The following is a 20,251-nucleotide window of genomic DNA, read 5'->3' as shown; positions in this document are numbered from 1 at the left end:
ATAGACGGCCGCGCCCGCCCTCGCACGTGCCTTGACGTCACCTACCGGATCATGCATCCTGAATGTAAGAAGGATTTTACATTGCGGAGGAACACCATGAGACTTCGAACGTGGATCACGATCGTAGCCATAGCCATTCTCGTGCTGGCATCAGGCTTGGCAATCGCAGATCAGCTTGAGCTGGAATGGCTCCGCTTGGCCGTCCTCGTCGCGGCGCCCGCGGCCGCCGGGATCGCGGTGCTAGTCACGAAGAACCGCAAGGCCCGCACGGACCGCTCGATGGAGCTGGGAAGCGTCGAGCGAGCAATGGATGTGGAGGCTCGCGCCGGAGCCTTCAAAGACTCGGCAGTCGCAGCAGCCGCAGCCCTGCTTCTGGGGGCCCTCGTACCCGACCTTCCCGCCTGGGTGATCGGACTCGCGGTGCTGGTTGCCATCGCCGTTTCCTACTGGGTTCGACGGGTCCTCGTTGGGAGGGCAAGCAGCAATGTCAGTGATGAATAGGGTTCGCGACTACAGGAAGAACGCGGGCCTGACTCAGGAGGAGCTCGCCGCCCTGTGTGGAGTCTCTCGACAGACGATCATCGCCGTTGAGCGAATGTCCCATGAACCGATGCTGACGTTGGCGCTCCGGATCGCTGCAGTACTACGAACTCCCCTGGAGCAGATGTTCTGGCTCGACCCGCCCGCCCAGAATCTACCGAGCGAGCGGGCCGCGCCAGGTGCCTAGCCCTACCCGACGCAGGAGAACCGGGGGCCGAACACGTACGACTTCAGGTTGCCGGGGCAGGTGCCGTAGTTGGCGATCCAGGTGCCCGCGGCGACCACCGCGGCGATGATCGCAATGCAGCTCACCGTTCCGAGGCCCGGAATGGCACACAGCGCAGCCGTCAGCGCAGCTCCGCCCCCGCCGACGATGAGCTGCTGGTCGAAGTTGTTGAGGAGGATGTAGGGCCCGCCGTTGTCCCAGCCACCGCCGATGGTCGGCTGGACGAGCTCATCCGAGGGCACGAAGACCACGAGATCGAAGGACCCACTCGGGACCAGGGGGTCGGAGACGGGAACGTGGAAGGTGTACTCCTGCCCCGTGATTCCGCTCTCCACGGTTCGAGGCACATCGCTCGCGAGCAACTCGGCGATTGCTTGGTCCCACTCCTCCGGCGCAACGGACGTTCCGCCCGGCTGTGCAAGAGAGGCGCCGTCACCGCTTGACGGTGCCTCTTCCACAGCCTGGGCGCGAGAATCCGTAAGGAAGAAGCTGAGCACCAGCGCGATCGCTGCGATCAGCGCCACGATCACATGGCGGTGGGTTTCGTGCTTGGTCGCACTCGTCATAGACATAAGGGTGCGGCTCTCTTGGAGTGACGCGTCGGACGCCTGATTCGTCCGTGGAGGCCGGAGTGGCGGCGAGGCAGCCGGCCTGGCACGTCGCGTTGACGGCTGGTGGCGACGGGCTATCGGTTGGGGCCCTCGTGCTGCTCCAGGGCGTGCAGTGAGGCTGTCTCGAGCTTCGCGACCAGGTCTTTGGCGCGGCGGGCGTTGTCGAACCAGGGCTGGTATCGGTCGAGCTGTTCTGGGCTGAGGTACCGGGTCACCGTTTTGCCGGCCACGGTGCGGGTCCACTGGATGTAGGGCCCGTGCAGCGTGGGCGGGTCGTCTTTGCATGCGCAGCGGCGTTTGCCGCAGCGCATGTGCCGCACGAGGACGCTCCCGGGCAGCAGCCCGTCGAGTTCGGCGAGTTGGGCGGCCAGCGCGGTACGGGTGGCCTGGAACGGCAGTCTCGGCGTGTCGGGGTCCATCTCGCTCCTTCGCTCCGGCGGTGGGGGAATCATGGTTCTCGGCGATCCTACTGCGCTACCGCTGTAGGGTGCCGTGAGCAAGGGAGCCTGTCGTGCCAGAGCACACCCAGACCACCGAGACCTTCACCGCCAGCCAGACCCGGTTCGCCGAGCTGATGGACTTCGCCGCCGGCGCCTCTGCCGCCGACCTCGACCACGCCGGCCTGGAGGAGCAGCTCACCAGCCGCGGCCGCGAGCTGCTGCGCCAGCTCTACCAGGACCACTTGGACCTGCGCGCGACCCGGGAGCTGCGCCTGGTCACGGTCGCCGACGCCGCCGGCGTCGCGCATCGGATCGTCGAGGCCGACCATCAGCGCACCCTTGCCACCGTATTCGGGGAGGTGAGAGTGGCCAGGCTGGCCTACCGCGCTCACGGACAGGCCAACCTCCACCCGGCGGACGCGGCACTGAACCTACCGGCCGAGAAGCACTCCCACGGGCTGCGTCGGCTGGCGGCCACCGAGGCCGCCCGCGGCGCGTTCGACGAGGCGCGCGCCGCGCTGACCCGCGGCACCGGGGCCTCGACCGGCAAACGCCAGGTCGAGGCCCTGACCGTGCGAGCCGCCGTGGACTTCGCCGCCTTCTACGCCACCCACCGCCAGCCCGCCCCCGCCGAGCAGGGTGAGCTGCTGGTCCTGCAGGTCGACGGCAAAGGCATCGTCATGCGCCCCGAGGCGCTGCGCCCGGCCACCGCGAAAGCAGCCGGCCAGGCATCCCCGAAACTCTCGGGCCGGTTGAGCAAGGGAGAGAAGCGCTACCGCAAGCGCATCGCCGAGGTCGGCGCGGTCCACGACGCGACCCCGGTCATCCGCACCGTCGCCGACATCCTGCCCGCCACCGACGCCGAACGAGCCGCGGCCACCGACGGACCCCGCGCCACCGGCAAGTGGCTGACCGCCAGCGTCGCGCAGGACGCGGCCACCGTCATCGCCGAGGTGTTCGACGAGGCGAAGCGCCGCGACCCCGACAAGGCCCGCACCTGGATCGCCCTCGTCGACGGCGCCAACCACCAGATCGAGCGGATCACCGCCGAAGCGGACGATCGAGCAGTCAGCGTGCACATCCTGATCGACTTCGTCCACGTCATGGAGTACCTGTGGAAGGCCGCCTGGTGCTTCCACTCCGAAGGCGACCCGGCCGCCCAAGCCTGGGTGCACGCCAAAGCCCGCGACATCCTCGCCGGCAAGGCCAGGACCGTCGCCGCCACCATCCGACGCGCCGCCAGCACCCGAGAGCTGAGCGCCACGGCACGCAAAGGAGCCGACGCCGCCGCCCGCTACCTCACCAACAAGGCGCCCTACCTCGACTACCCCGCCGCCCTGGCCGGAGGCTGGCCGATCGCCACCGGCGTCATCGAAGGCGCCTGCCGACACCTGGTCGCCGACAGGCTCGACATCACCGGAGCCCGCTGGGGCCTGCCCGGCGCCGAAGCCGTCCTCCAGCTACGCGCAGTGCGCAGCAACGGCGACTTCGACGACTACTGGATCTTCCACCAACAACAAGAACTCCAGCGCGTCCACGCCACCCGCTACGCCGACGACGCGATCCCACAAGCCGCATGACCGTCACTCCAAGAGAGCCGCACCCTAGACATAACATCCTCGTACTTTCCGTCTCGTCGTTGAGTCAAGTTCGAGCACGGCAGATGCCCGACCTGCCTAAAGGCTATCCACAGCGCTTGCAAAGCGAAACCTTAGGCGGCGTGTTGGGGTCGCGCGAGCGACCTCAAAGCGAGCCGCTGTCCACGCGCGCCCAAGGGCGTGTCTCGTAGTGTCGTTGTCCAGGCGATGACGGCGTGGAGGACGGCTGCGGCGCGATAGACGATCGCGAGCTTGTCGTAGCGGGTGGCGATGCCGCGCCATTGCTTGAGGTGGCTGAAGCGACGCTCGACGACGTTGCGGCCGCGGTAGTCGTCTACGTCGAACGCGGGCGGTCTTCCGCCCGCTGATCCGCGCCGCTTGCGATGCCCGATCTGGTCGGACGGTTCCGGGATGACGGCGCGGATGCTGCGATCGCGCGGATGCTGGCGGATCGCCCTGGACGAGTAGGCCCTGTCGCCTCGGACCGCGTCCGGCCGAGTGCGCGGACGTCCCGAGGTTCGCCCGACGCGCAGCTGCTGCAGCAGCGGCAGCATCGCCGGCGCGTCATCGGCCTGGCCTGGTGCGACCGCGACCACCAGCGGCCGACCGTGCCCGTCGACGAGGTGGTGCAGCTTGGTCGAGAGGCCGCCGCGGGAGCGGCCGACCGCGTAATCAGGCGACTCGACGAGCGGATTCTTGTAATTCGATGAAGCCCCCTGTGTGGCGAGTGGCGTTCGTCGCGTGCTGGTGCGCACGGGCGATCGTCGAGTCGATCGACACCGACCAATCGACCAGTCCCGCGGCGTCGGCCTGAGCGGTCAACACCGCCAGCAGCCGATCCCAGGTGCCATCGGCGGCGAGCATTCGATGCCACCGCCAGACCGTCTGCCACGGCCCGAACACCTCCGGCAGATCACGCCACGCGATGCCGCAGCGATAGTGGTAGATGACGCCCTTGACCATCGTCTGCGCGTCCGCGAACGGCCGGCCCGGACGGCCCGTCCGGCGCGGCAACGCGTCCTCGATCAACGGCCACTGAGCATCCGAGAGCGACTGGAAGCGCGACATACCCTGACACTCCCAGCCACACCCGACGATTACGAAACACGCCCTAGTTCCCCCGTAGACGCATCACGGCTGAGCCGGCAGGCCGAGTTCGATCTCGATGCGCTGATCCCGGCGCCGGCTGCGACGACGGCGCCGAAGGTCGCGTCCACGCGCTCGAGGGTGCTCTGGGAGGTGCTGGAGGAGGCGTACGCGGTGCTCGGCTTCGACGCGATCGGTGACGAGCCGTTAAAGCAGCTCGTGCTCGCCCGCATCGTGGATGCCTACCTCGAAGGCAGACACGCCGCGGGTCTGGGCCGAGCTGGGCGTGCCAGACACCCCCTCGCTGTCAACCGTTTGGCGGGTGCTCGCGCACAGAATCGTCCAGGATGGCGATCATGACTATTCGTTCCTCTGAGGGCCACTGATATTGCGTCTGGGGGCCTCTCGCGCGTGGTCGCAATCGCGGCAGTGAGGGCCAGTCACTATTCGGGTTGAGGGCCACTGTTCTTAGGCTTCTGCCGCGTGGCGGATCGCGCGGCTGAAGGAGTGATTGCAACGAGTTGACGGCGCAAGACACTAGCTCGCCCTCTTCTCGCCTGTCGGCCCTCGTCACTGCATGCCTCGGGACATCGATCTTCCCGATTCATCCAGCACGCCCGCGGCGCCAAATGGGCTGCGGCCTCCTTGTGCCGCCGAGGCTCCTCGTCGCGCTCCGGACCGCCTTCGTCCGGTATCCCACTGCGCTGTCAGAGCGAGAGCGTCCCGCCTGCATTTATTGCCGGACACCACCCGGTCTCAGCACGATGGGGACGGCCCGGCCATGCCGGATCCGCCCCCATCGACTCCGATTCACTCGTTGAGCGAGCCGAACTCCGCGCGGAGGAAGGTGTACTGGTTGTCGGCACCGTACTGGTAGATGCCGATGTACGCCTCCGTCGGGTCACCGTTCTCGTCGAACGTGATCGGGCCGGAGACACCGTCGTAGTCGATGTCCTCGCCGTCGGCGAGCAGCTGCAGGCAATCGGCGACGGCCGTGCACTTCGTGCCACCCTCGGAGACCGTCTGCAGGTTGTCGCGGATGGTGTCCGAGTCGGGGCTGCCGCCCTGCACCGCAGCGAGCGCGGCGAGCACGACTGCGTCATAAGACTCGGGCGCGTACGAGAAGTCCTCGAGGTCGGGGGTGACCTCGAGCAGGCGCTCGCGGAAGGTCTCGTCGGCGGGGTTGCCGGGCAGCGTACCCAGCGCCCCGGTCAGCGTACCCTCGGGGAAGTTGTACGAGTTCGACAGGTTGCCGTCGACGAAGTACATGCCGGCCGGGTCGAAGCCCTGCGTGACGAGCTCGGGCACGATCTGCGCCGTCTCGGCGAAGGCGAGGATGCCGATCGCGTCGGGGCTGTCGGCCATCACCGCTGCGACCTGGGTGGCGAGGTTCGTGTCACCCGGATTGTACAGCTCGCTGTGCGTGACCGTGCCGCCGGCCGCCTCGATCGCCAGGGTGGCGTTCTCCTGCAGACCGGTGCCGTACGGGTCGTTGATCGTGATGAAGCCGACCGAGGCCGCACCGTTGGCGACCATCAGGTTGCCGAGCACGCGGCCCTGTAGCACGTCCGAAGGAGCGGTGCGCCAGTAGTAGCCGTCGTCCTCGTAGTCGCTGAACTGAGGCGAGGTATTCGCCGGGGAGATCTGCACGATCCCCGCGTCGATCACTTGGTCGATGAACGTCAACGAGACGCCCGACGAAGCCGCGCCGATGATGACGTCTGCGCCAGCCGAGACCAGGTTGCCGACCGACTGCGTGGCGATGTCGGTCTGCGTGTCACCGGAGTCCTGGTGGTCGACCTCGATCGTGTACGGGTAGTCGGCCGCCTCGAGCTCCTGCGCTGCGAGATCGACGGCCGCGAACTCGGGCGGGCCGAGGAAGGCGAGGTTGCCGGTCTGGGGCAGCACGGTGCCGACGTAGAGCGTGTCGTCGGACGCGCCTTCGTCGGGGCCGGCCGAGCCGGACGGTGCGGGGGTACCGCCACCTGCACAGGCGGCGAGCAGCAGCACGCCCGCAGTTGCTGCGCCGAGCGCGGCATACCGGCGGGGGCTGTGCCCCTTGGTGCGAAGGAAGGACTGCATTGTTCTCCTCGATTGCTGAGTAGCTCGCTGACGCGGGCGTTGTTGCAACAGTAGGCGAGGAACGGGCCGATTTCCGGCGTTCTGCGTTACGTCCTGGTAACGGTCTTGGCGCACGCGCGACCGGTTGGGGAGATCCTGGGCGAGGCCTGAGGCGCGGCGGGCCTACGCCGCAGGCAGGATCGGCCGGGGCCTGCGGAAGCGGTGGCCCGCGATGTCGACGGTGAAGAGCACCAGTGACGCCCAGACGAGGATGAACCCGATCCAGCGCTCGAGCGGCATCGGCTCGAGCATGATGAACGCGCCGAACAGGAAGGTCATGATCGGCGTCAGGTACTGCACGAAGGCGACCCAGGTGAGCGGGATGCGTCGGGTCGCGGCCGCGAATGCGAGCAGCGGGATCGCGGTCACGATGCCGAAGCCTGCGGCGCCGAGGATCCCGGTGGCGCCGTTGGCCCCCACGGTGACGCCGTTGACCGCGAAGGCCACACCGAGCATGACTATCGACGCCGGCAGCGCGGCCGTGGTCTCGATCGTGAACCCCGACAGCGCATCCACCGACCCGCTCACGCGCTTCTTGATCAGGCCGTAGGTGCCGAACGAGAAGGCGACCAGCAGCCCGATCCACGGCACCTGGCCGTAGCCGACGATCATGACGCCCACAGCGACGGCGCCCAGGCCCACCGCCACCCACTGCAGGGGGCGGAGCCGCTCACCGAGGAAGATGACGGCGAACACGACGCTCACGAGCGGGTTGAGGAAGTAGCCGAGGCTGGTCTCGAGCACCTTGTCGCTGAGCACGCCGACGACGAACGCCGTCCAGTTGATGAGCACCGCGTGGCCCGCGATCACGAGCGTCCAGGTGTCGCGGCGGCTGCGCAGCACCGTGCGCATGCGCGCCCAGCCGCGCGTCGCGGCGACGAGCGCGAATGCCACGACGACCGACGAGATGACGCGCCAGCCGATGAGCTCGAAGCCGTCGATGCCGCGGGTGAGCTGCAGATAGGCGGGCAGGAAGCCCCAGAAGAGGTACGCGAACAGCGCGTACCCGAGGCCTGCCTTGGCGTGCTCGCCCATCGCCCCTCCGGGAAGACTGAAGGCGGCGCCCCCGAAGGGGCGCCGCCGAGATGTCAGTGCTGCGTCAGCGGACGACGATGGCGAGCACGTCGCGCGCCGAGAGCACCAGGTACTCGTCGGCGCCGTACTTCACCTCGGTGCCGCCGTACTTCGAGTAGAGCACGCGGTCGCCGACGGAGACGTCCATCGGGACGCGGTTGCCGTTGTCGTCGATGCGGCCGGGGCCGACAGCCACGACCTCGCCCTCCTGGGGCTTCTCCTTGGCGGTGTCAGGGATGACGAGACCGCTTGCAGTGGTCGTCTCAGCCTCGACCTGCTGGATGACGATGCGGTCCTCGAGCGGCTTGATGGAAACCGACACGGTTGCCTCTTTCTTCTCAGTCTTTGGGGTCTGCCCGGATGCACCGGACAACAGCCCAAGCCTAGGCGCTCGATTGGCACTCGGTCAACATGAGTGCCAATCGCGGGCCTCGCGGCGACGCGGCACGAGCCCGCGCGGTGCTTCACTGGAGGCATGGATGCCGAAGAGCTGCGCGCACTGCTGTCCGCCGACGGGCTCGCGCTGCTCGAGCGCGTCGAGGCTGGCCCGGACGGCACCGGGCTCGACGATCGCGACCTGGTGCGCGAGGTGACCCGGCTGCGGGCCGAGGGGCACGACCCCCGGCTGGTCGCCGCCGTGCTCACGCAGGCGAAGCTGCGCCGCAGGGCGCGCGCGAAGTTCGGTGAGTTCGCCACCGAGATGCTCTTCACCGAGGCCGGGCTCGAGCAGGCGACGCGGCTGCGCGTCGCCGCGCACCATGCGGGGCGGATGCGCTCGGCCGGCATCGTCTCGGTGGCCGACCTGGGGTGCGGCATCGGTGCCGACTCCCTCGCGTTCGCCACCCTCGGGCTCGAGGTCACCGCTGTCGAGCGCGACGAGGTGACCGCCGCGATCGCGACGTACAACCTCGCCGCGTGGCACGCATCCGTCGTGCACGGCGACGCGCTCGAGACACCGGTCGACGCGGAGGCGCTCTGGTTCGACCCCGCCCGCCGCGATGGGCGCAGGCGCTTGAGCGACCCGGGCGACTGGTCGCCGGCGCTCGATGCGGTGTTCGCACGCGCGGCCGAGCGGCCCGCCGGGGTGAAGCTCGCGCCGGGCATCGACCGGGCGCTGCTGCCCGCGGAGGCCGAGCACCAGTGGGTGACGGATGGGCTGGAGACGGTCGAGGCGGTCGTGTGGACCGGCTCGCTGGCCCGGCAGGGCATCGTCCGCAGCGCGCTCGTGCTCGGCGACGGCGGCGCCGCGGAGCTCGCGGGCGAGCCCGCGCACCCGGAGCCCGGCGAGCTGGGCGAGTGGCTCTACGAGCCGGCCGGCGCGGTGATCAGGGCAGAGCTGATCGGCACGCTCGCCGAGCAGCTGGGTGCGACGAGCATCAGCGACGGCATCGCCTACCTGAGCGGGCCGCAGCAGGCGACCACGCCGCTCGCGCAGGCGTTCAGAGTGCGGGAGACCCTGCCGCTGGACGAGCGCCGCATCGCGCAGCGGCTGCGGGAGCTCGGCATCGGCGAGCTGGAGATCAAGAAGCGCGGCGCCGACATCGACCCGGCGACCCTGCGCAAGCGGCTGAAGCTCTCCGGTGACGAGCGCGCGACGCTCTTCGCGACGCGCGTCGGCGGCCGCCACCGGGCGATCCTCGCCGATCGGGTCTCGGCGGAGGCCGCGGGCCACAGCTGAGGCGGTGCCCTCAGGGCAGCAGCAGCCCCGGGACGAGCGGCCCCCAGGTGACCATGGCGACCACGACGAGCACGGCGGCGAGCAGCGTGCCGAGCAGGCCTGCGACGAGCGCGATGAGTGGCCACGGGCGCGCGCGGCGATCGCGCGGAATCGCGATCGCCGCGCAGATCGTGCCCGCGAGCGCGAACGGCAGGCCGATGCCGCTGGCTGGCGCGAACACGAGTCCGAGCCCTGCGAGGATCAGCGCGGCGAGCGTCAATGTCGACCAGCCACGGGTCCCGACGTCGGGGTCGCCCGGCCGGCCCGCCGAGCTCACCGTGACGTCACATTCCAGCGTACTGCGCCCATGCGATCAAGCTCATGATGTTGAAGATGAACAGGCCCAGCGAGATGATCGCGGCCAGCGCGCCGACGATGCCCATGATGAGCGGCCAGGGCTTTGCCTCCGGATTCTTCTTGATGGCGACGAAGCCGAGGACCGAGCCGACGGCAGCGGGCAGGAAACCGGTACCGAAGAGGAACGTGCCGAGCACGCCCAGAGCGGTCAGGATGATGGACCAGAGCGTGATGCCCTTGATCTTCTTCTCCCCCGGTTGCGCAAAGCCCTGCTGCTGGCCGTAGCCCTGCTGCTGGCCGTAGCCGACAGCCGCCGGGTCGCCGTAGGAGGTCTGCTGGCCGTAGGCAGACTGCTGGCCGTAGGCGGGAGGCTGCTGGCCGTAGGCCTGGTCGGCCGGAGCACTCTGCCCGTACTGCTGCTGACCGTACGAGGGGGCGCTGGTGCCGTAACTCGGCTGCTGACCGTATGCCTGCTGCTGCGAGGCATCGGGCTGCTGACCGTAGGGCGCCGAGCCACCCTGTGCGGCCGGCTGGCCGTGGCCGAGCTGCTGACCGTAGGCGGGGGGCTCCTGCGCCGCCGGCTGGCCGTAGCCGGGCTGCTGACCGTAGGCGGGGGGCTCCTGCGCGGGCGGCTGGCCGAAGCCCTGCTGCTGCCCAGTGGGCTGACCGTAGGGCTGCTGCTGGCCGTAGCCGGGCGCCTCCTGCGCGGGCTGGCCATACGAAGGCGCCTGCTGCTGGCTCTGATCGCCGTACGACGGTGCCGCCGGAGCATCCTGCGCCTGACCGAACGAGGGCACCTGCTCTGCCTGCTGGCCGAAATCAGCCGCGGGCTGCGCGCTCGCGGGGTCGCCCGCCTGCGCACCATCTGTCGGCGCGGCGTTCGCCTGCTCTGGCTCGCCCTGGTCGGGTCGACGGAATCGGTCGTCGGCCGGCGGGAACTGGTCGCTCACGGGAAACCTCCTTGCGGCGCGCGGTTGCGCGGGCACCACCGTACCGCGCGGCAGGCAAGCGCAGCCTGGATGAATTGTGAGCGCGAGGTGGACGCGCTCAGACGCCCAGTGCCCCGAACTGCTCGGCGATCGCCAGGAACGCGCCGATGCCGATGATCGTGCTGGCGATGATCGCGACGATGGTGGCGATCCCGAGCAGGATCGCCCAGATCGCGAGCAGGCGGCCGTCGTCGCCGGTGCGCGCGATGCGGCGCAGCGCGATGAACCCGAGCACGATCGCGGCGAGCGATCCGAGCCCGACGAAGACGGTGGTGCCCAGTGCCGCTGCACCGATCGCGAGCAGCGCCAGCAGATCGGTCTTCGGTCCCGGATGCGTCGGCGCCGTCCACTGCATCGGCTGCGGCTGCGCAGGCATGGGCGGCGGCGGCATGGCTCCCGCAGGCATGGGTGCTGCAGCTGTGCCCCACGCGGGCTGCTGCCAACCGGTCTGACTCATGCTTCGCCTCCCCTGACGCTCCGACTCTGATCCTGCCAGCCCGACCTGGGCATCCGCTTCACCGAGTCACCATCACCGGGTCGCCGTCACTGGGTCACCTGCACGGTGCTGGCTTCGAGCGTCGATTCGGCGGCGAAGCCCGCCGGGCTGGGAGCATCGCCGCGCGCGACAAGCATCGCGCCGACCGCGGCGATCATCGCGCCGTTGTCGGTGCAGAGCTCGAGCGGCGGGATGCGCAGGGTGACGCCCGCGGCCGCGCAGCGCTCGGTCGCGACCTCGCGCAGCCGAGCGTTGGCGACCACGCCGCCGCCCAGCAGCAGGCGCGGGATGCCGTGCGCCTCGCACGCGTCGAGCGCTTTCGCGATCAGCACCTCGACGACGGCTTCCCGGAAGCTCGCGGCGACGTCGGCGGTCGGCAGCGCCTCCCCCGCGGCCTCGGCGCGCTCGACGTGGCGCGCGACCGAGGTCTTGAGGCCCGAGAACGAGAAGTTCCAGCGGTGCTTCTGGCGGTCCTTCGGGGCGGTGAGGCCGCGCGGGAAGGCGATCGCGCGCGGGTCGCCGCCGACGGCGGCAGCGTCGATCGAGGGCCCGCCGGGGTAGCTGAGCCCCAGCAGCCGGGCGGTCTTGTCGAAGGCCTCGCCCGCGGCGTCGTCGATCGTCTCGCCCAGCAACTCGACGTCGCCGGCCAGATCGCGCACGAGCAGCAGCGAGGTGTGGCCGCCGGAGACCAGCAGCGCGATCGTCGGCAGCTGCAGCGGCTCACCCGAGAGCACGTCCGCGGCGACGTGCCCGACCAGGTGGTTCACGCCGTACAGCGGCAGCTCGCGCGCGGTCGCGAGGCCCTTGGCCGCGCCGATGCCGACCATGAGCGCGCCCGCCAGTCCGGGACCGGCGGTCACGGCCACCGCGTCGAGGTCGTCGAGCGTCAGCCGCGCGTCGTCGAGCGCCGCGCGGATCGTCGGCTCCATCGCCTCGAGGTGCGCGCGGGCCGCGATCTCGGGCACGACGCCGCCGAAGCGCGCGTGCAGCTCCATCGACGAGGCGATGCGGTTGGCGAGCAGCTCGGTGCCGCGCACGATGCCGACGCCCGTCTCGTCGCAGCTCGTCTCGATGCCGAGCACGACCGGTGCTGCCGCGGGTGCGCTCATCGGGGCATCTCCCTCTTCATCGCGACGGCGTCGATGTCTTCCGGCTGGTAGTAGCGCGGCCGCACGCCGATCTCGCGGAAGCCGACCGACTCGTAGAGCGCGCGCGCGGCAGGGTTGTCGGCCCGCACCTCGAGGAACAGTTCGCGCACCCCCCGCCGCTCGGCCTCGACCAGCAGCTCGGCCAGCAGCGCGCGCCCGATGCCGCGCCCTCGCGCCTCGTCGACGACTGCGATCGTCTGCACATCGCCCTCCACACCCACCGAGCGCAGCCCTGCATACCCGAGCGCCCGGCGCGCACCGGTGGTCGCGGCAGCCTCGGTGGCCTCGGCGGCGGCATCCTCGGCCACGATGTAGCGACCCCATTCGCTGCCGATCTCGGCCCGCATCGTCTCCGCCTCCCAGGCGCTGGCGCCGAACGACGCCCGCTCGATGGCCATGATGACGTCGAGGTCGGATGCGGTGGCCGTCCTGATGCGGAACGTGCCGGTGCCGCGCGTGGTGCCGTCATGCTCGACCATCACTGGCTCACCCGCTTCGGCCCGGCGGTTGGCACCGCATCGGCCTCGCGCAGGTAGAGCGCCTGCTGCACCTCTGCGGCACCGCGCGCCACCGCGAGCGCGAGCAGCGCGGCGTCGATCGCCTCGGCGTCGATGCGCTCGAGACCCCGGTGCTCGCCAGCGGGCGGCGGCACGTCGTCGGCCGGCGCCAGGTGCGGGCCGACGGCGACCAGCCCGTCGACCACGATGCTCCACGCGCGCTCCTTGCGCCGCACATCCGTCGTCACCTGGGCGCTGCCGCTCGTGACGCCCGTGTGGCTCGCGACGCCGCGGCAGGGCACGCCCAGGCCGAGCGCGGCGGCCCTCGCCGCGGCGATGCCGACCCGCAGGCCGGTGAACGCGCCGGGACCCATGCCGGCGACGACGAGCCCGATGCGTTCGCGGCGGCCCTCGAGGGCGCGTTCGAGCATGCCGCCCAGGTGCTCGGCGTGGCGCCGGGTGTCGGCGGCCTGCTCGCGGAAGACGACCGTCTCGCCGTCGACCACCGCCACCGAGGTGCCGAGCGAGGTGTCGATCGCGAGCACCATGCCCGGCTGGGTGGCAGCCTGCTGCGTCATGCTCTGCTGCGTCATGCTCTGCTGCGTCATGCGAGCTCCTGCCTGTCGTCGCCCGCGGACCCGTTCTGGCTTGCGGGACCCGCTGCATCGGGTCCCCCGATCCGCAAGGGGTCCCGGAGCTCGGCCGCGGGGCCGGCAACCCGCACGGCGCGATCGGCCGCGAGGCCGCGCACGCGCCCGGCGGGCCACCCCGGCCCGTGGCCGCTGAGGCGCACCGCGCGCGGCGATGCCTCGTCGTCGTCGCCGTCATCCTCACCGGCGACGGGCCGCGCGATCTCCACGCGCAGCCACGACTCGAGCGCGTGCTCGAGCGGCGCGCCCCACTCGGCGACCGTGATGGCGCCCTCGAGGTCGAGATCGAGATCGTCGAGCTCGGCCTCATCGTCGTCGTCGGCGAGCAGCCGGTAGGCGTCGACGTGCTGCAGCGCGGGCCCGGCGGCGGTGCGATGGGTGCGAGCGAGCACGAAGGTGGGGCTCTGCACCGTGCCGCGCGCGCCCAGCGCCCTGCCGATGCCGCGAGTGAGGGTGGTCTTGCCGGCGCCGAGCGGGCCGATCAGCAGCACGGCATCGCCCGCGCGCAGCCGCGCGCCGATCCGCTCGCCGAGCGCCTCCATCTCGTCGGCGTCGGCGATCGAGCCGGCCAGCTCGACCGCGACGCGAGCGCCGATCATGCCGGTGAGCTCGGGGGCGGATGCGTGGGCGAGCTCGACCGCGTCGCCCACGCTCGCGAGGCGGTCGCCGATGTCGAGCACGAACTGATCCATGGCCACCCGGCCGCGGATCGGGTGCGCCTCGCCGGCGAGCACCGCGGGCCGGCCGCTCGCCGCGCGGGTGACGCCGTCGGCGTACCCCAGGCCGACGAGCGCGAGCGTCGTCTCGCCCGGTGTCACGTACTCGCCGCCGTAGGAGATGCCCAGGCCCGCCTCCGCGCGCTTGACCCCGATCACCTGACCCAGCAGCCGGCTCGGCTCGCCGTCGAGGCCGAGCTCGAGCACCCGGCGGGGCGCGGTGGCTGCGTCGCTGGCGGTGGCGGTGCCGCCGTCCGCGGCCGACATCCTGGTGACCGTCTCGTAGCCGATCGTGCCCGCGGCAGCGGCCCACGCATCCGCACTCGGCTCCCCTGCCGCCGGGTCGCCCCACAGCACGCCCTCGCCCGTCAGCGCCGGCTCGATGCGAAGCCGGCACGGGTCGATCGCGACGACCCGCGCGAGCTCGCCGCCGACGCGCACCGGCGCGCCGAGGGCGGGCAGCAGGCCGTCGTCGAGCCCGCAGCTCGCGACGCCGTCGACGAACTCCGCGGTCACCCGCATCGCCGGCACCAGGCCCAGCGCTCCAGCGGCTGCCCCGTCGCCGGCGGCCGGGCCGTTCGGGTCGATGCCGTAGGCAGCCATGCCGATGCGCACCAGGTCGAAGCGGGCCTCCGGCAGCGCGAGCGCGCCCTGCGAGTTCGCCAGGTGCCGCACCAGGGACCCGAGCGGCGCCGCCTGATCGAGCGCGGCCGTGAAGTCGGCGACCTGCGCGAGGTCGGCCTCGCGGTTGCTGCCGGCCAGGTGCGACATGGCGCCGCGGATGCGCGCACCGCCGTGGGCGAGCTCGATCGCTCGGGCGATCGCCCGTGCCCGATCCCGGCGCGCGATGCCGTTGCGGCCCAGGCCGGTGTCGAGCTTCAGGTGGATCGTGGCGCCGGCGGTCGCAGCGGCCTCGAGCTGCGCGATCGAGGAGACCGCCACCTCGATGTCGTACGCGGCGGCGACCCGGAAGTCGGTGCCCGCGCCGTGCAGCCAAGCCAGCAGCGGCGCGTCGATGCCGGCGCGGCGCAGCGCCAGCGCCTCGTGCAGGTCGACGACGCCTACCATCGCCGCGCCGCCCTCGAGCATGGCGGTCGCCGAGCGCAGCGCGCCGTGACCGTAGCCGTCGGCCTTCACGACGCCGCAGACGGGCACGCCGACGATGGACCGCAGCGCGCGGACGTTGGCGGCGATCGCCGCGGTGTCGACGTCGACGCGCATCAGGACTCCGCGATGACCGTCGCCGTGGCGATGCCGGCGTCGTGGCTCATCGACACGTGCAGGTGGGCAACGCCGAGCGCGGCGGCGCGCTCGGCGGCGGTGCCGCGCAGCTCGAGCGATGGCTTGCCGTCGGCGGCCTGCAGCACGACGTAGTCGACCCAGCGGGTGCCGGCGGTCGTGCCGATCGCCTTCTGCGCCGCCTCCTTCGCCGCGAAGCGGGCCGCGAGCGAGTGCACCGAGCGCGGCTGCCCGTCGGCGGTGAGCTCCTCGGCGTCGAACAGGCGCTCGAGCAGCTTCGGGGTGCGCGTGATGGCGCGCTCGAAGCGCGCCAGGTCGACCACGTCGACGCCGAGCCCGACGATCATGGCGCGACCGGACGCATCCGCATCACTCGACCGTGACCGACTTCGCCAGGTTGCGCGGCTGGTCGACGTCGAGGCCCTTCGCGGTCGCGAGCTCGAGCGCGAAGATGTGCAGCGGCACGACCTGCAGCACCGGCTCGAGCATCGGCAGCGTCAGCGGCACCCGCAGCACCACGTCGGCGTAGGGCATGACCGCCGCGTCGCCGGCCTCGGCGACCGCGATCACGCGGGCGCCTCGGGCGCGGATCTCCTGGATGTTGCTGATGATCTTCGAGTGCAGCACCGGCTCGTTGCGGGGGCTGGGCACCACCACGAAGACGACCTGGCCGGGCTCGATGAGCGCGATCGGGCCGTGCTTGAGCTCGCCGCCGGCGAAGCCCTCGGCGTGGATGTAGCTGATCTCCTTGAGCTTCAGCGCACCCTCGAGCGCCACCGGGTAGCCGACGTGGCGGCCGAGGAAGAGCACCGAGCGGGTGTCGCTCATCCAGTGCGCGAGCTCGTGCACCGAGGCCTGCTCGGCGAGCACCTGGCGCAGCTCGTCCGGCAGCTCCTTGAGCTCGTGCACCACCTCGGCGATGGCCGCGTCGGTCATCGTGCCGCGCACCTTCGCCAGGTGCAGGCCGAACAGCAGCTGGCCGATCACCTGCGCGAGGAAGGCCTTGGTGGAGGCGACGGCGACCTCGGGGCCGGCATGCGTGTAGAGCACCGCCTCCGACTCGCGCGGGATCGTGGCGCCCTGCGTGTTGCAGATCGACAGCGTGCGGGCGCCCTGCGCCTTCGCGTGCTGCACCGCCATCTTCGTGTCCATGGTCTCGCCCGACTGCGAGATCGAGATCACCAGCGTGTGCTCGTCGAGCACCGGGTCGCGGTAGCGGAACTCGTGCGCCAGGTCGACCTCGACCGGCACGCGGGCCCAGGTCTCGATCGCGTACTTGCCGACCAGGCCGGAGTAGTTCGCGGTGCCGCAGGCGACGATGACGATGCGATTGATGCCCTTGAGCGTCTCCTCGTCGAGCACGCCGAGCTCGCCCAGGTCGACGCCGTCGTCGGTGAGACGGCCGAGCAGGGTGTTCGCGACGGCCTCGGGGCCCTCGGCGACCTCCTTGGCCATGAACGACGACCAGCCGCCCTTGTCGGCGGCCGAGGCATCCCAGCTCACCTCGAAGCGCTTGGGCTCGACCGGGTTGCCGTCGAAGTCGGTGACGGATGCGCCGTCGGCGGTGATGGTGACGATCTGGTCGTTGTCGAGGGCCGCGGCGTTGGGCGTGAACTTCACGAAGGCGCTCACGTCGCTGCCGAGGAAGTGCTCGCCCTCGCCGTAGCCCAGCAGCAGCGGCGAGTTGTGGCAGGCGCCGACGACCACGCCGGGCTGCTCGGCGTGCACCGCGAGCAGCGTGAACTGGCCCTCGAGGCGCGCGACCACCTGCTGCATCGCCGTCGTCAGATCGCCGGTCTCGCGGAAGGCGCGGCCGACGAGCTTGGCGGCGGCCTCCGTGTCGGTCTCGCTCAGGAAGCTCTCTCCCTCGGCCTCGAGCTCGGCGCGCAGCGCGGCGAAGTTCTCGATGATGCCGTTGTGGATGAGCGAGAGCTTGCCGTCGTCGCCCAGGTGCGGGTGCGCGTTCTCGTCGGTCGGGCCGCCGTGCGTCGCCCACCGCGTGTGACCGATGCCGGCGCCCTCGTCGGGCAGCGGCGCATCCTCGAGGCTGCTGCGCAGCACGGCCAGCTTGCCGCCCTTCTTGCGCAGCGCGACGGTGTCGCCGTCGAGCACCGAGACGCCGGCGCTGTCGTAGCCGCGGTACTCGAGCCGGCTGAGCCCCTCGAGCAGCACCTCGACGGTGCTGCGCTGACCGGTGTATCCGACGATTCCACACATGCCGACAATCGTACCGGCGGTAGGCTCGCGCTCGTGTCGCACCCGATCCAGTCGCCGTTCGTCGAGATCGAGCGAGCCGACTGGGCTCGGCTCGCTCCCCGCATGCCGAACCCGCTCACCGAGGACGAGGTGCGGCGGCTGCGCGGCCTCGGCGACCGGCTCGAGCTGCGCGAGGTGGCGGAGGTCTACCTGCCGCTCTCGCGCCTGGTGAGCCTCTACCAGGAGTCGGCGGCCAGGCTGCACCGGGAGACGCACGCCTACCTGGGCACCGCCGCGCATCCGACCCCCTTCGTTATCGGCGTCGCCGGCAGCGTCGCGGTCGGCAAGTCGACCACCGCGCGGCTGCTCGAGGAGCTGCTGCGCCGCTGGGAGGGCTCGCCGCGGGTCGAGCTGCTCACCACCGACGGCTTCCTGCACCCCAACCGGGTGCTGGAGGAGCGCGGGCTGATGGAGCGCAAGGGCTTCCCCGAGTCGTACGACCGCCGGGCGCTGCTGGGCTTCGTCTCGCGGGTGAAGGCCGGCGAGGCCGAGGTGCGCGCGCCGGTCTACTCGCACCTGACCTACGACATCGTGCCGGGCGAGGAGGTCGTCGTGCGGCGGCCCGACATCCTCATCGTCGAGGGCCTCAACGTGCTGCAGCCGCCGCCCGCCGGCTCGCACCTCGCGGTGAGCGACCTGTTCGACTTCTCGATCTACGTGGATGCGCGCACGAGCGCGATCCGCGAGTGGTACGTCGACCGGTTCTGGGCGCTGAAGGAGAGCGCCTTCCAGGACCCCCAGTCGTACTTCCACCGCTTCGCCGAGATGACGCGGACGCAGGCGCGGATGTATTCGGAGGACGTGTGGGACTCCATCAACGGCCCCAACCTGGTCGAGCACATCCTGCCCACCCGCACGCGCGCCGACCTGGTGCTGCGCAAGGCCGACGACCACACCATCCGCTCGGTGCTGCTGCGCAAGCTCTGAGGCCCGAGCCGCTGAAGCTCAAGGACTCGGGATGCCCTCGACGATCGCCGGCCCCTTCGTGGGGCGCGGCCGCCGCACCTGGCCGAGCCGCACGAGCAGCACGCCGGCGATGATCGCCGCGGCGCCGAGCCACTGCACACCGGTGGGCAGGATGGCCAGCAGCAGCGCCGTCCAGAGGATGCCGAACATCGGCTCGGAGTAGCCGACGAAGCTCGCGAGCGTCGCGCCCAGCCGGCGGGCGCCGAGGATGCCCAGCACGTAGGAGAGCGAGGTCGCCAGCAGGATGAGCATGCCCATCGCCAGCCACCACGGCATCGGCGAGCCGGCGAGCACGACGGGCGCAGCGGTCGCGACGAAGGGCAGTAGGCCGGTCGCCGAGGCGATGCCGAGCACGACGGCGCCGACGATCAGCCCGAGGCCCGCGAGCGCGACCGGCGGCAGCTCAGAGTCGGCCTTCGACGCCGACGCCCAGTAGCCCGCGTTGCCGACCGCGGCCGCGAGCGCGAGCAGCACGCCCAGCGGGTGCAGCGCCTCGCCGCCGATCCCCGAGATCAGGCCGAGCCCGAGCAGCGCGACCCCCGCGCCGGCGAAGGTCAGGGCGGCGGGCGCGCGGCGGGTCCTGGCCCAGGCGTAGAACACCAGCAGCACCGGTCCGAGGAACTCGATCAGCAGGGCGAGCGAGGGGTCGATGTAGGCGACGGCGCTGAAGAACGCGAGCTGGCACACCGCGACGGCGAGCACGCCGAGCACGACCACCTCCCGCCACGACCGCAGCACCGCATCCCATCTGCCTCGCAGCATCCAGAGCGTCGGCACCAGCAGCACGAGCGCGCCGCCGGCGATGCGCACGAGCGTGACCGCGCCGGCGTTCCAGCCGCCGTCGAGCAGCGCGGACGCGAAGATCCCCGAGAGCGCGAAGGAGGCCGCGCTCGCGAGCGCGAGGGCGAGCCCGACCGGGCGACGAGACGGCATGACCACCAGCTTGCAGTTCTGCGGCTACGATCGTGCTCACCATGGCGCGGCACGCGTGTCACGACCGTGGGCCCTGACAGTCGTGAGCCTAGAGGAACGCACCGTGCCGCTGCATCACCCGCAAGAGCTCATGCATACGCTCGACTTCATGGCCGAGCTCTGCAACCGCCATCGCGAGGGCACGCTCGAGACGGCGGCGCAGCTGCGGCGGCTGTGCTCGGAGTGGTCGTTCCCGGGCGCCAGCGGTGCCACGAAGGCGGATGCGGAGGCGACGTGGGTGCAGCTGCGCACGATCGAGGCGCTCTGGGATGCCGATCGGGACGAGGCCGCCCAGATGGCGAATGAGGTCTTCGACGCGAACGAGGCGCAGCCCCGGCTCGTGCGGCACGGTGCCTTCGACTGGCACCTGCACGGCGTGTCGCCCGGAGCGCCGCTGCCCGGTGCCGTCGCGGTGCACGCGGCGATGGCCTTCGTCGACCTCGTGCGCACCGACGACACCGCCCGCTGCAAGCGCTGCGGCGACGGTCGGTGCGAGCGGATGTTCTTCGACCAGTCGCGCAACCGCTCCCGGCGCTTCTGCTCGACCACCTGCCAGTCGCGCACCAACGTCGCCGCGTTCCGTGCGCGCCACACGGCGCACACGGGCTAGAC

21 protein-coding genes and 2 pseudogenes are annotated in these 20,251 nt (G+C 71.2%); 7 read left to right on the top strand and 16 right to left on the bottom strand.

Annotated features, from left to right (window positions below):
- Positions 1-96: 96 nt before the first annotated feature.
- Positions 97-501: a hypothetical protein gene (locus J1M46_RS13925; RefSeq protein WP_206448326.1), complete on the top strand. Its 405-nt coding sequence runs from the start codon at positions 97-99 to the stop codon at positions 499-501.
- Positions 485-727, top strand: a complete 243-nt coding sequence (locus tag J1M46_RS13920; RefSeq protein WP_206448325.1) for a helix-turn-helix domain-containing protein — start codon at positions 485-487, stop codon at positions 725-727. The genes J1M46_RS13925 and J1M46_RS13920 overlap by 17 nt, the downstream gene beginning before the upstream one ends.
- A gap of 2 nt (positions 728-729) precedes the next feature.
- On the opposite strand, the gene J1M46_RS13915 is transcribed toward J1M46_RS13920, so the two are convergent.
- Together J1M46_RS13915 and J1M46_RS13910 are read right to left on the bottom strand one after the other, a co-directional pair.
- Positions 730-1,332 carry a hypothetical protein gene (locus tag J1M46_RS13915; RefSeq protein ID WP_206448324.1) on the bottom strand — a complete coding sequence of 201 codons (603 nt, stop codon included), beginning with the start codon at positions 1,330-1,332 and terminating at the stop codon, positions 730-732.
- 119 nt (positions 1,333-1,451) lie between these two features.
- A complete protein-coding gene (locus J1M46_RS13910; RefSeq protein ID WP_206448323.1) occupies positions 1,452-1,796 on the bottom strand; it encodes a DUF6788 family protein in 345 nt (114 codons plus the stop codon).
- 155 nt (positions 1,797-1,951) lie between these two features.
- Between J1M46_RS13910 and J1M46_RS13905 the strand changes: the two genes are divergently transcribed.
- Complete coding sequence (locus J1M46_RS13905) at positions 1,952-3,397, top strand: ISKra4 family transposase (RefSeq protein WP_206448322.1); 1,446 nt, start codon at positions 1,952-1,954, stop codon at positions 3,395-3,397.
- A gap of 194 nt (positions 3,398-3,591) precedes the next feature.
- Here J1M46_RS13905 and J1M46_RS13900 read toward each other — a convergent pair.
- A pseudogene (locus tag J1M46_RS13900) lies at positions 3,592-4,483 on the bottom strand (IS5 family transposase); the annotation flags it as partial.
- Positions 4,484-4,546: 63 nt separating this feature from the next.
- Between J1M46_RS13900 and J1M46_RS15945 the strand changes: the two are divergent.
- A pseudogene (locus J1M46_RS15945) lies at positions 4,547-4,850 on the top strand (IS1634 family transposase); the annotation flags it as partial.
- Between the two features lie 461 nt (positions 4,851-5,311).
- Here J1M46_RS15945 and J1M46_RS13895 read toward each other — a convergent pair.
- The 3 genes from J1M46_RS13895 to groES all read right to left on the bottom strand — a co-directional run bounded on the left by J1M46_RS13895 (position 5,312) and on the right by groES (position 8,018).
- The gene (locus J1M46_RS13895) at positions 5,312-6,583 is read right to left on the bottom strand and encodes an ABC transporter substrate-binding protein (RefSeq protein ID WP_206448321.1); all 1,272 of its coding nucleotides are present in this window, start codon (positions 6,581-6,583) and stop codon (positions 5,312-5,314) included.
- 162 nt (positions 6,584-6,745) lie between these two features.
- On the bottom strand, positions 6,746-7,657 hold the full coding sequence (rarD, locus tag J1M46_RS13890) for an EamA family transporter RarD (protein WP_206448320.1): 912 nt from the start codon (positions 7,655-7,657) through the stop codon (positions 6,746-6,748).
- Between the two features lie 64 nt (positions 7,658-7,721).
- Positions 7,722-8,018, bottom strand: a complete 297-nt coding sequence (groES, locus tag J1M46_RS13885; RefSeq protein WP_092915762.1) for a co-chaperone GroES — start codon at positions 8,016-8,018, stop codon at positions 7,722-7,724.
- A gap of 153 nt (positions 8,019-8,171) precedes the next feature.
- Between groES and J1M46_RS13880 the strand changes: the two genes are divergently transcribed.
- Positions 8,172-9,374: a class I SAM-dependent methyltransferase gene (locus J1M46_RS13880; RefSeq protein WP_206448319.1), complete on the top strand. Its 1,203-nt coding sequence runs from the start codon at positions 8,172-8,174 to the stop codon at positions 9,372-9,374.
- A gap of 10 nt (positions 9,375-9,384) precedes the next feature.
- Here J1M46_RS13880 and J1M46_RS13875 read toward each other — a convergent pair whose 3' ends face one another.
- The 9 genes from J1M46_RS13875 to glmS all read right to left on the bottom strand — a co-directional run bounded on the left by J1M46_RS13875 (position 9,385) and on the right by glmS (position 17,662).
- Positions 9,385-9,690 carry a hypothetical protein gene (locus J1M46_RS13875; RefSeq protein WP_206448318.1) on the bottom strand — a complete coding sequence of 102 codons (306 nt, stop codon included), beginning with the start codon at positions 9,688-9,690 and terminating at the stop codon, positions 9,385-9,387.
- 7 nt (positions 9,691-9,697) lie between these two features.
- Positions 9,698-10,660, bottom strand: a complete 963-nt coding sequence (locus J1M46_RS13870; protein WP_206448317.1) for a hypothetical protein — start codon at positions 10,658-10,660, stop codon at positions 9,698-9,700.
- Positions 10,661-10,757: 97 nt separating this feature from the next.
- Complete coding sequence (locus J1M46_RS13865) at positions 10,758-11,156, bottom strand: DUF4190 domain-containing protein (protein ID WP_206448316.1); 399 nt, start codon at positions 11,154-11,156, stop codon at positions 10,758-10,760.
- Between the two features lie 86 nt (positions 11,157-11,242).
- Positions 11,243-12,304, bottom strand: coding sequence for a tRNA (adenosine(37)-N6)-threonylcarbamoyltransferase complex transferase subunit TsaD (gene tsaD, locus J1M46_RS13860; RefSeq protein WP_206448315.1), 1,062 nt, complete (start codon positions 12,302-12,304; stop codon positions 11,243-11,245).
- Positions 12,301-12,822, bottom strand: coding sequence for a ribosomal protein S18-alanine N-acetyltransferase (gene rimI, locus J1M46_RS13855; RefSeq protein WP_206448314.1), 522 nt, complete (start codon positions 12,820-12,822; stop codon positions 12,301-12,303). Before rimI ends, tsaD begins: the two co-directional genes overlap by 4 nt.
- Positions 12,822-13,448 (bottom strand): tRNA (adenosine(37)-N6)-threonylcarbamoyltransferase complex dimerization subunit type 1 TsaB, encoded by a 627-nt coding sequence (tsaB, locus tag J1M46_RS13850; protein ID WP_241249130.1) that lies wholly within the window; start codon positions 13,446-13,448, stop codon positions 12,822-12,824. The genes rimI and tsaB overlap by 1 nt, the downstream gene beginning before the upstream one ends.
- Positions 13,445-15,427 (bottom strand): tRNA (adenosine(37)-N6)-threonylcarbamoyltransferase complex ATPase subunit type 1 TsaE, encoded by a 1,983-nt coding sequence (tsaE, locus tag J1M46_RS15530; protein ID WP_241249129.1) that lies wholly within the window; start codon positions 15,425-15,427, stop codon positions 13,445-13,447. The genes tsaB and tsaE overlap by 4 nt, the downstream gene beginning before the upstream one ends.
- Positions 15,427-15,792, bottom strand: a complete 366-nt coding sequence (locus J1M46_RS13830; protein WP_206448313.1) for a holo-ACP synthase — start codon at positions 15,790-15,792, stop codon at positions 15,427-15,429. Before J1M46_RS13830 ends, tsaE begins: the two co-directional genes overlap by 1 nt.
- Before the next feature lie 22 nt (positions 15,793-15,814).
- A complete protein-coding gene (glmS, locus tag J1M46_RS13825; protein ID WP_206448312.1) occupies positions 15,815-17,662 on the bottom strand; it encodes a glutamine--fructose-6-phosphate transaminase (isomerizing) in 1,848 nt (615 codons plus the stop codon).
- Between the two features lie 33 nt (positions 17,663-17,695).
- Between glmS and coaA the strand changes: the two genes are divergently transcribed.
- Positions 17,696-18,628: a type I pantothenate kinase gene (coaA, locus tag J1M46_RS13820; protein WP_206448311.1), complete on the top strand. Its 933-nt coding sequence runs from the start codon at positions 17,696-17,698 to the stop codon at positions 18,626-18,628.
- Between the two features lie 18 nt (positions 18,629-18,646).
- On the opposite strand, the gene J1M46_RS13815 is transcribed toward coaA, so the two are convergent.
- Complete coding sequence (locus J1M46_RS13815) at positions 18,647-19,600, bottom strand: EamA family transporter (protein ID WP_206448310.1); 954 nt, start codon at positions 19,598-19,600, stop codon at positions 18,647-18,649.
- Positions 19,601-19,703: 103 nt separating this feature from the next.
- Here J1M46_RS13815 and J1M46_RS13810 point away from each other — a divergent pair, with 103 nt between their 5' ends.
- The gene (locus J1M46_RS13810) at positions 19,704-20,249 is read left to right on the top strand and encodes a CGNR zinc finger domain-containing protein (RefSeq protein ID WP_206448309.1); all 546 of its coding nucleotides are present in this window, start codon (positions 19,704-19,706) and stop codon (positions 20,247-20,249) included.
- Positions 20,250-20,251 lie beyond the last annotated feature (2 nt).

The organism is Agrococcus sp. KRD186, assembly GCF_017168255.1.
Lineage (GTDB): Bacteria > Actinomycetota > Actinomycetes > Actinomycetales > Microbacteriaceae > Agrococcus.
The sequence above is the reverse complement of the archived record's forward strand: the minus strand, read 5'-3'. Positions and strand labels throughout refer to the sequence as shown.

Bases quoted from the DNA above. Each gene is read 5' to 3' on its own strand.
- rimI (WP_206448314.1), bottom strand. From the start codon at position 12,822: ATGGTCGAGCATGACGGCACCACGCGCGGCACCGGCACGTTCCGCATC.
- J1M46_RS13925 (WP_206448326.1), top strand. From the start codon at position 97: ATGAGACTTCGAACGTGGATCACGATCGTAGCCATAGCCATTCTCGTG.
- J1M46_RS13830 (WP_206448313.1), bottom strand. From the start codon at position 15,792: ATGATCGTCGGGCTCGGCGTCGACGTGGTCGACCTGGCGCGCTTCGAG.
- tsaE (WP_241249129.1), bottom strand. From the start codon at position 15,427: ATGCGCGTCGACGTCGACACCGCGGCGATCGCCGCCAACGTCCGCGCG.
- J1M46_RS13920 (WP_206448325.1), top strand. From the start codon at position 485: ATGTCAGTGATGAATAGGGTTCGCGACTACAGGAAGAACGCGGGCCTG.
- J1M46_RS13815 (WP_206448310.1), bottom strand. From the start codon at position 19,600: ATGCCGTCTCGTCGCCCGGTCGGGCTCGCCCTCGCGCTCGCGAGCGCG.
- tsaD (WP_206448315.1), bottom strand. From the start codon at position 12,304: ATGAGCGCACCCGCGGCAGCACCGGTCGTGCTCGGCATCGAGACGAGC.
- J1M46_RS13865 (WP_206448316.1), bottom strand. From the start codon at position 11,156: ATGAGTCAGACCGGTTGGCAGCAGCCCGCGTGGGGCACAGCTGCAGCA.
- rarD (WP_206448320.1), bottom strand. From the start codon at position 7,657: ATGGGCGAGCACGCCAAGGCAGGCCTCGGGTACGCGCTGTTCGCGTAC.
- J1M46_RS13910 (WP_206448323.1), bottom strand. From the start codon at position 1,796: ATGGACCCCGACACGCCGAGACTGCCGTTCCAGGCCACCCGTACCGCG.
- J1M46_RS13905 (WP_206448322.1), top strand. From the start codon at position 1,952: ATGGACTTCGCCGCCGGCGCCTCTGCCGCCGACCTCGACCACGCCGGC.
- J1M46_RS13915 (WP_206448324.1), bottom strand. From the start codon at position 1,332: ATGACGAGTGCGACCAAGCACGAAACCCACCGCCATGTGATCGTGGCG.
- J1M46_RS13880 (WP_206448319.1), top strand. From the start codon at position 8,172: ATGGATGCCGAAGAGCTGCGCGCACTGCTGTCCGCCGACGGGCTCGCG.
- J1M46_RS13895 (WP_206448321.1), bottom strand. From the start codon at position 6,583: ATGCAGTCCTTCCTTCGCACCAAGGGGCACAGCCCCCGCCGGTATGCC.
- glmS (WP_206448312.1), bottom strand. From the start codon at position 17,662: ATGTGTGGAATCGTCGGATACACCGGTCAGCGCAGCACCGTCGAGGTG.
- tsaB (WP_241249130.1), bottom strand. From the start codon at position 13,448: ATGACGCAGCAGAGCATGACGCAGCAGAGCATGACGCAGCAGGCTGCC.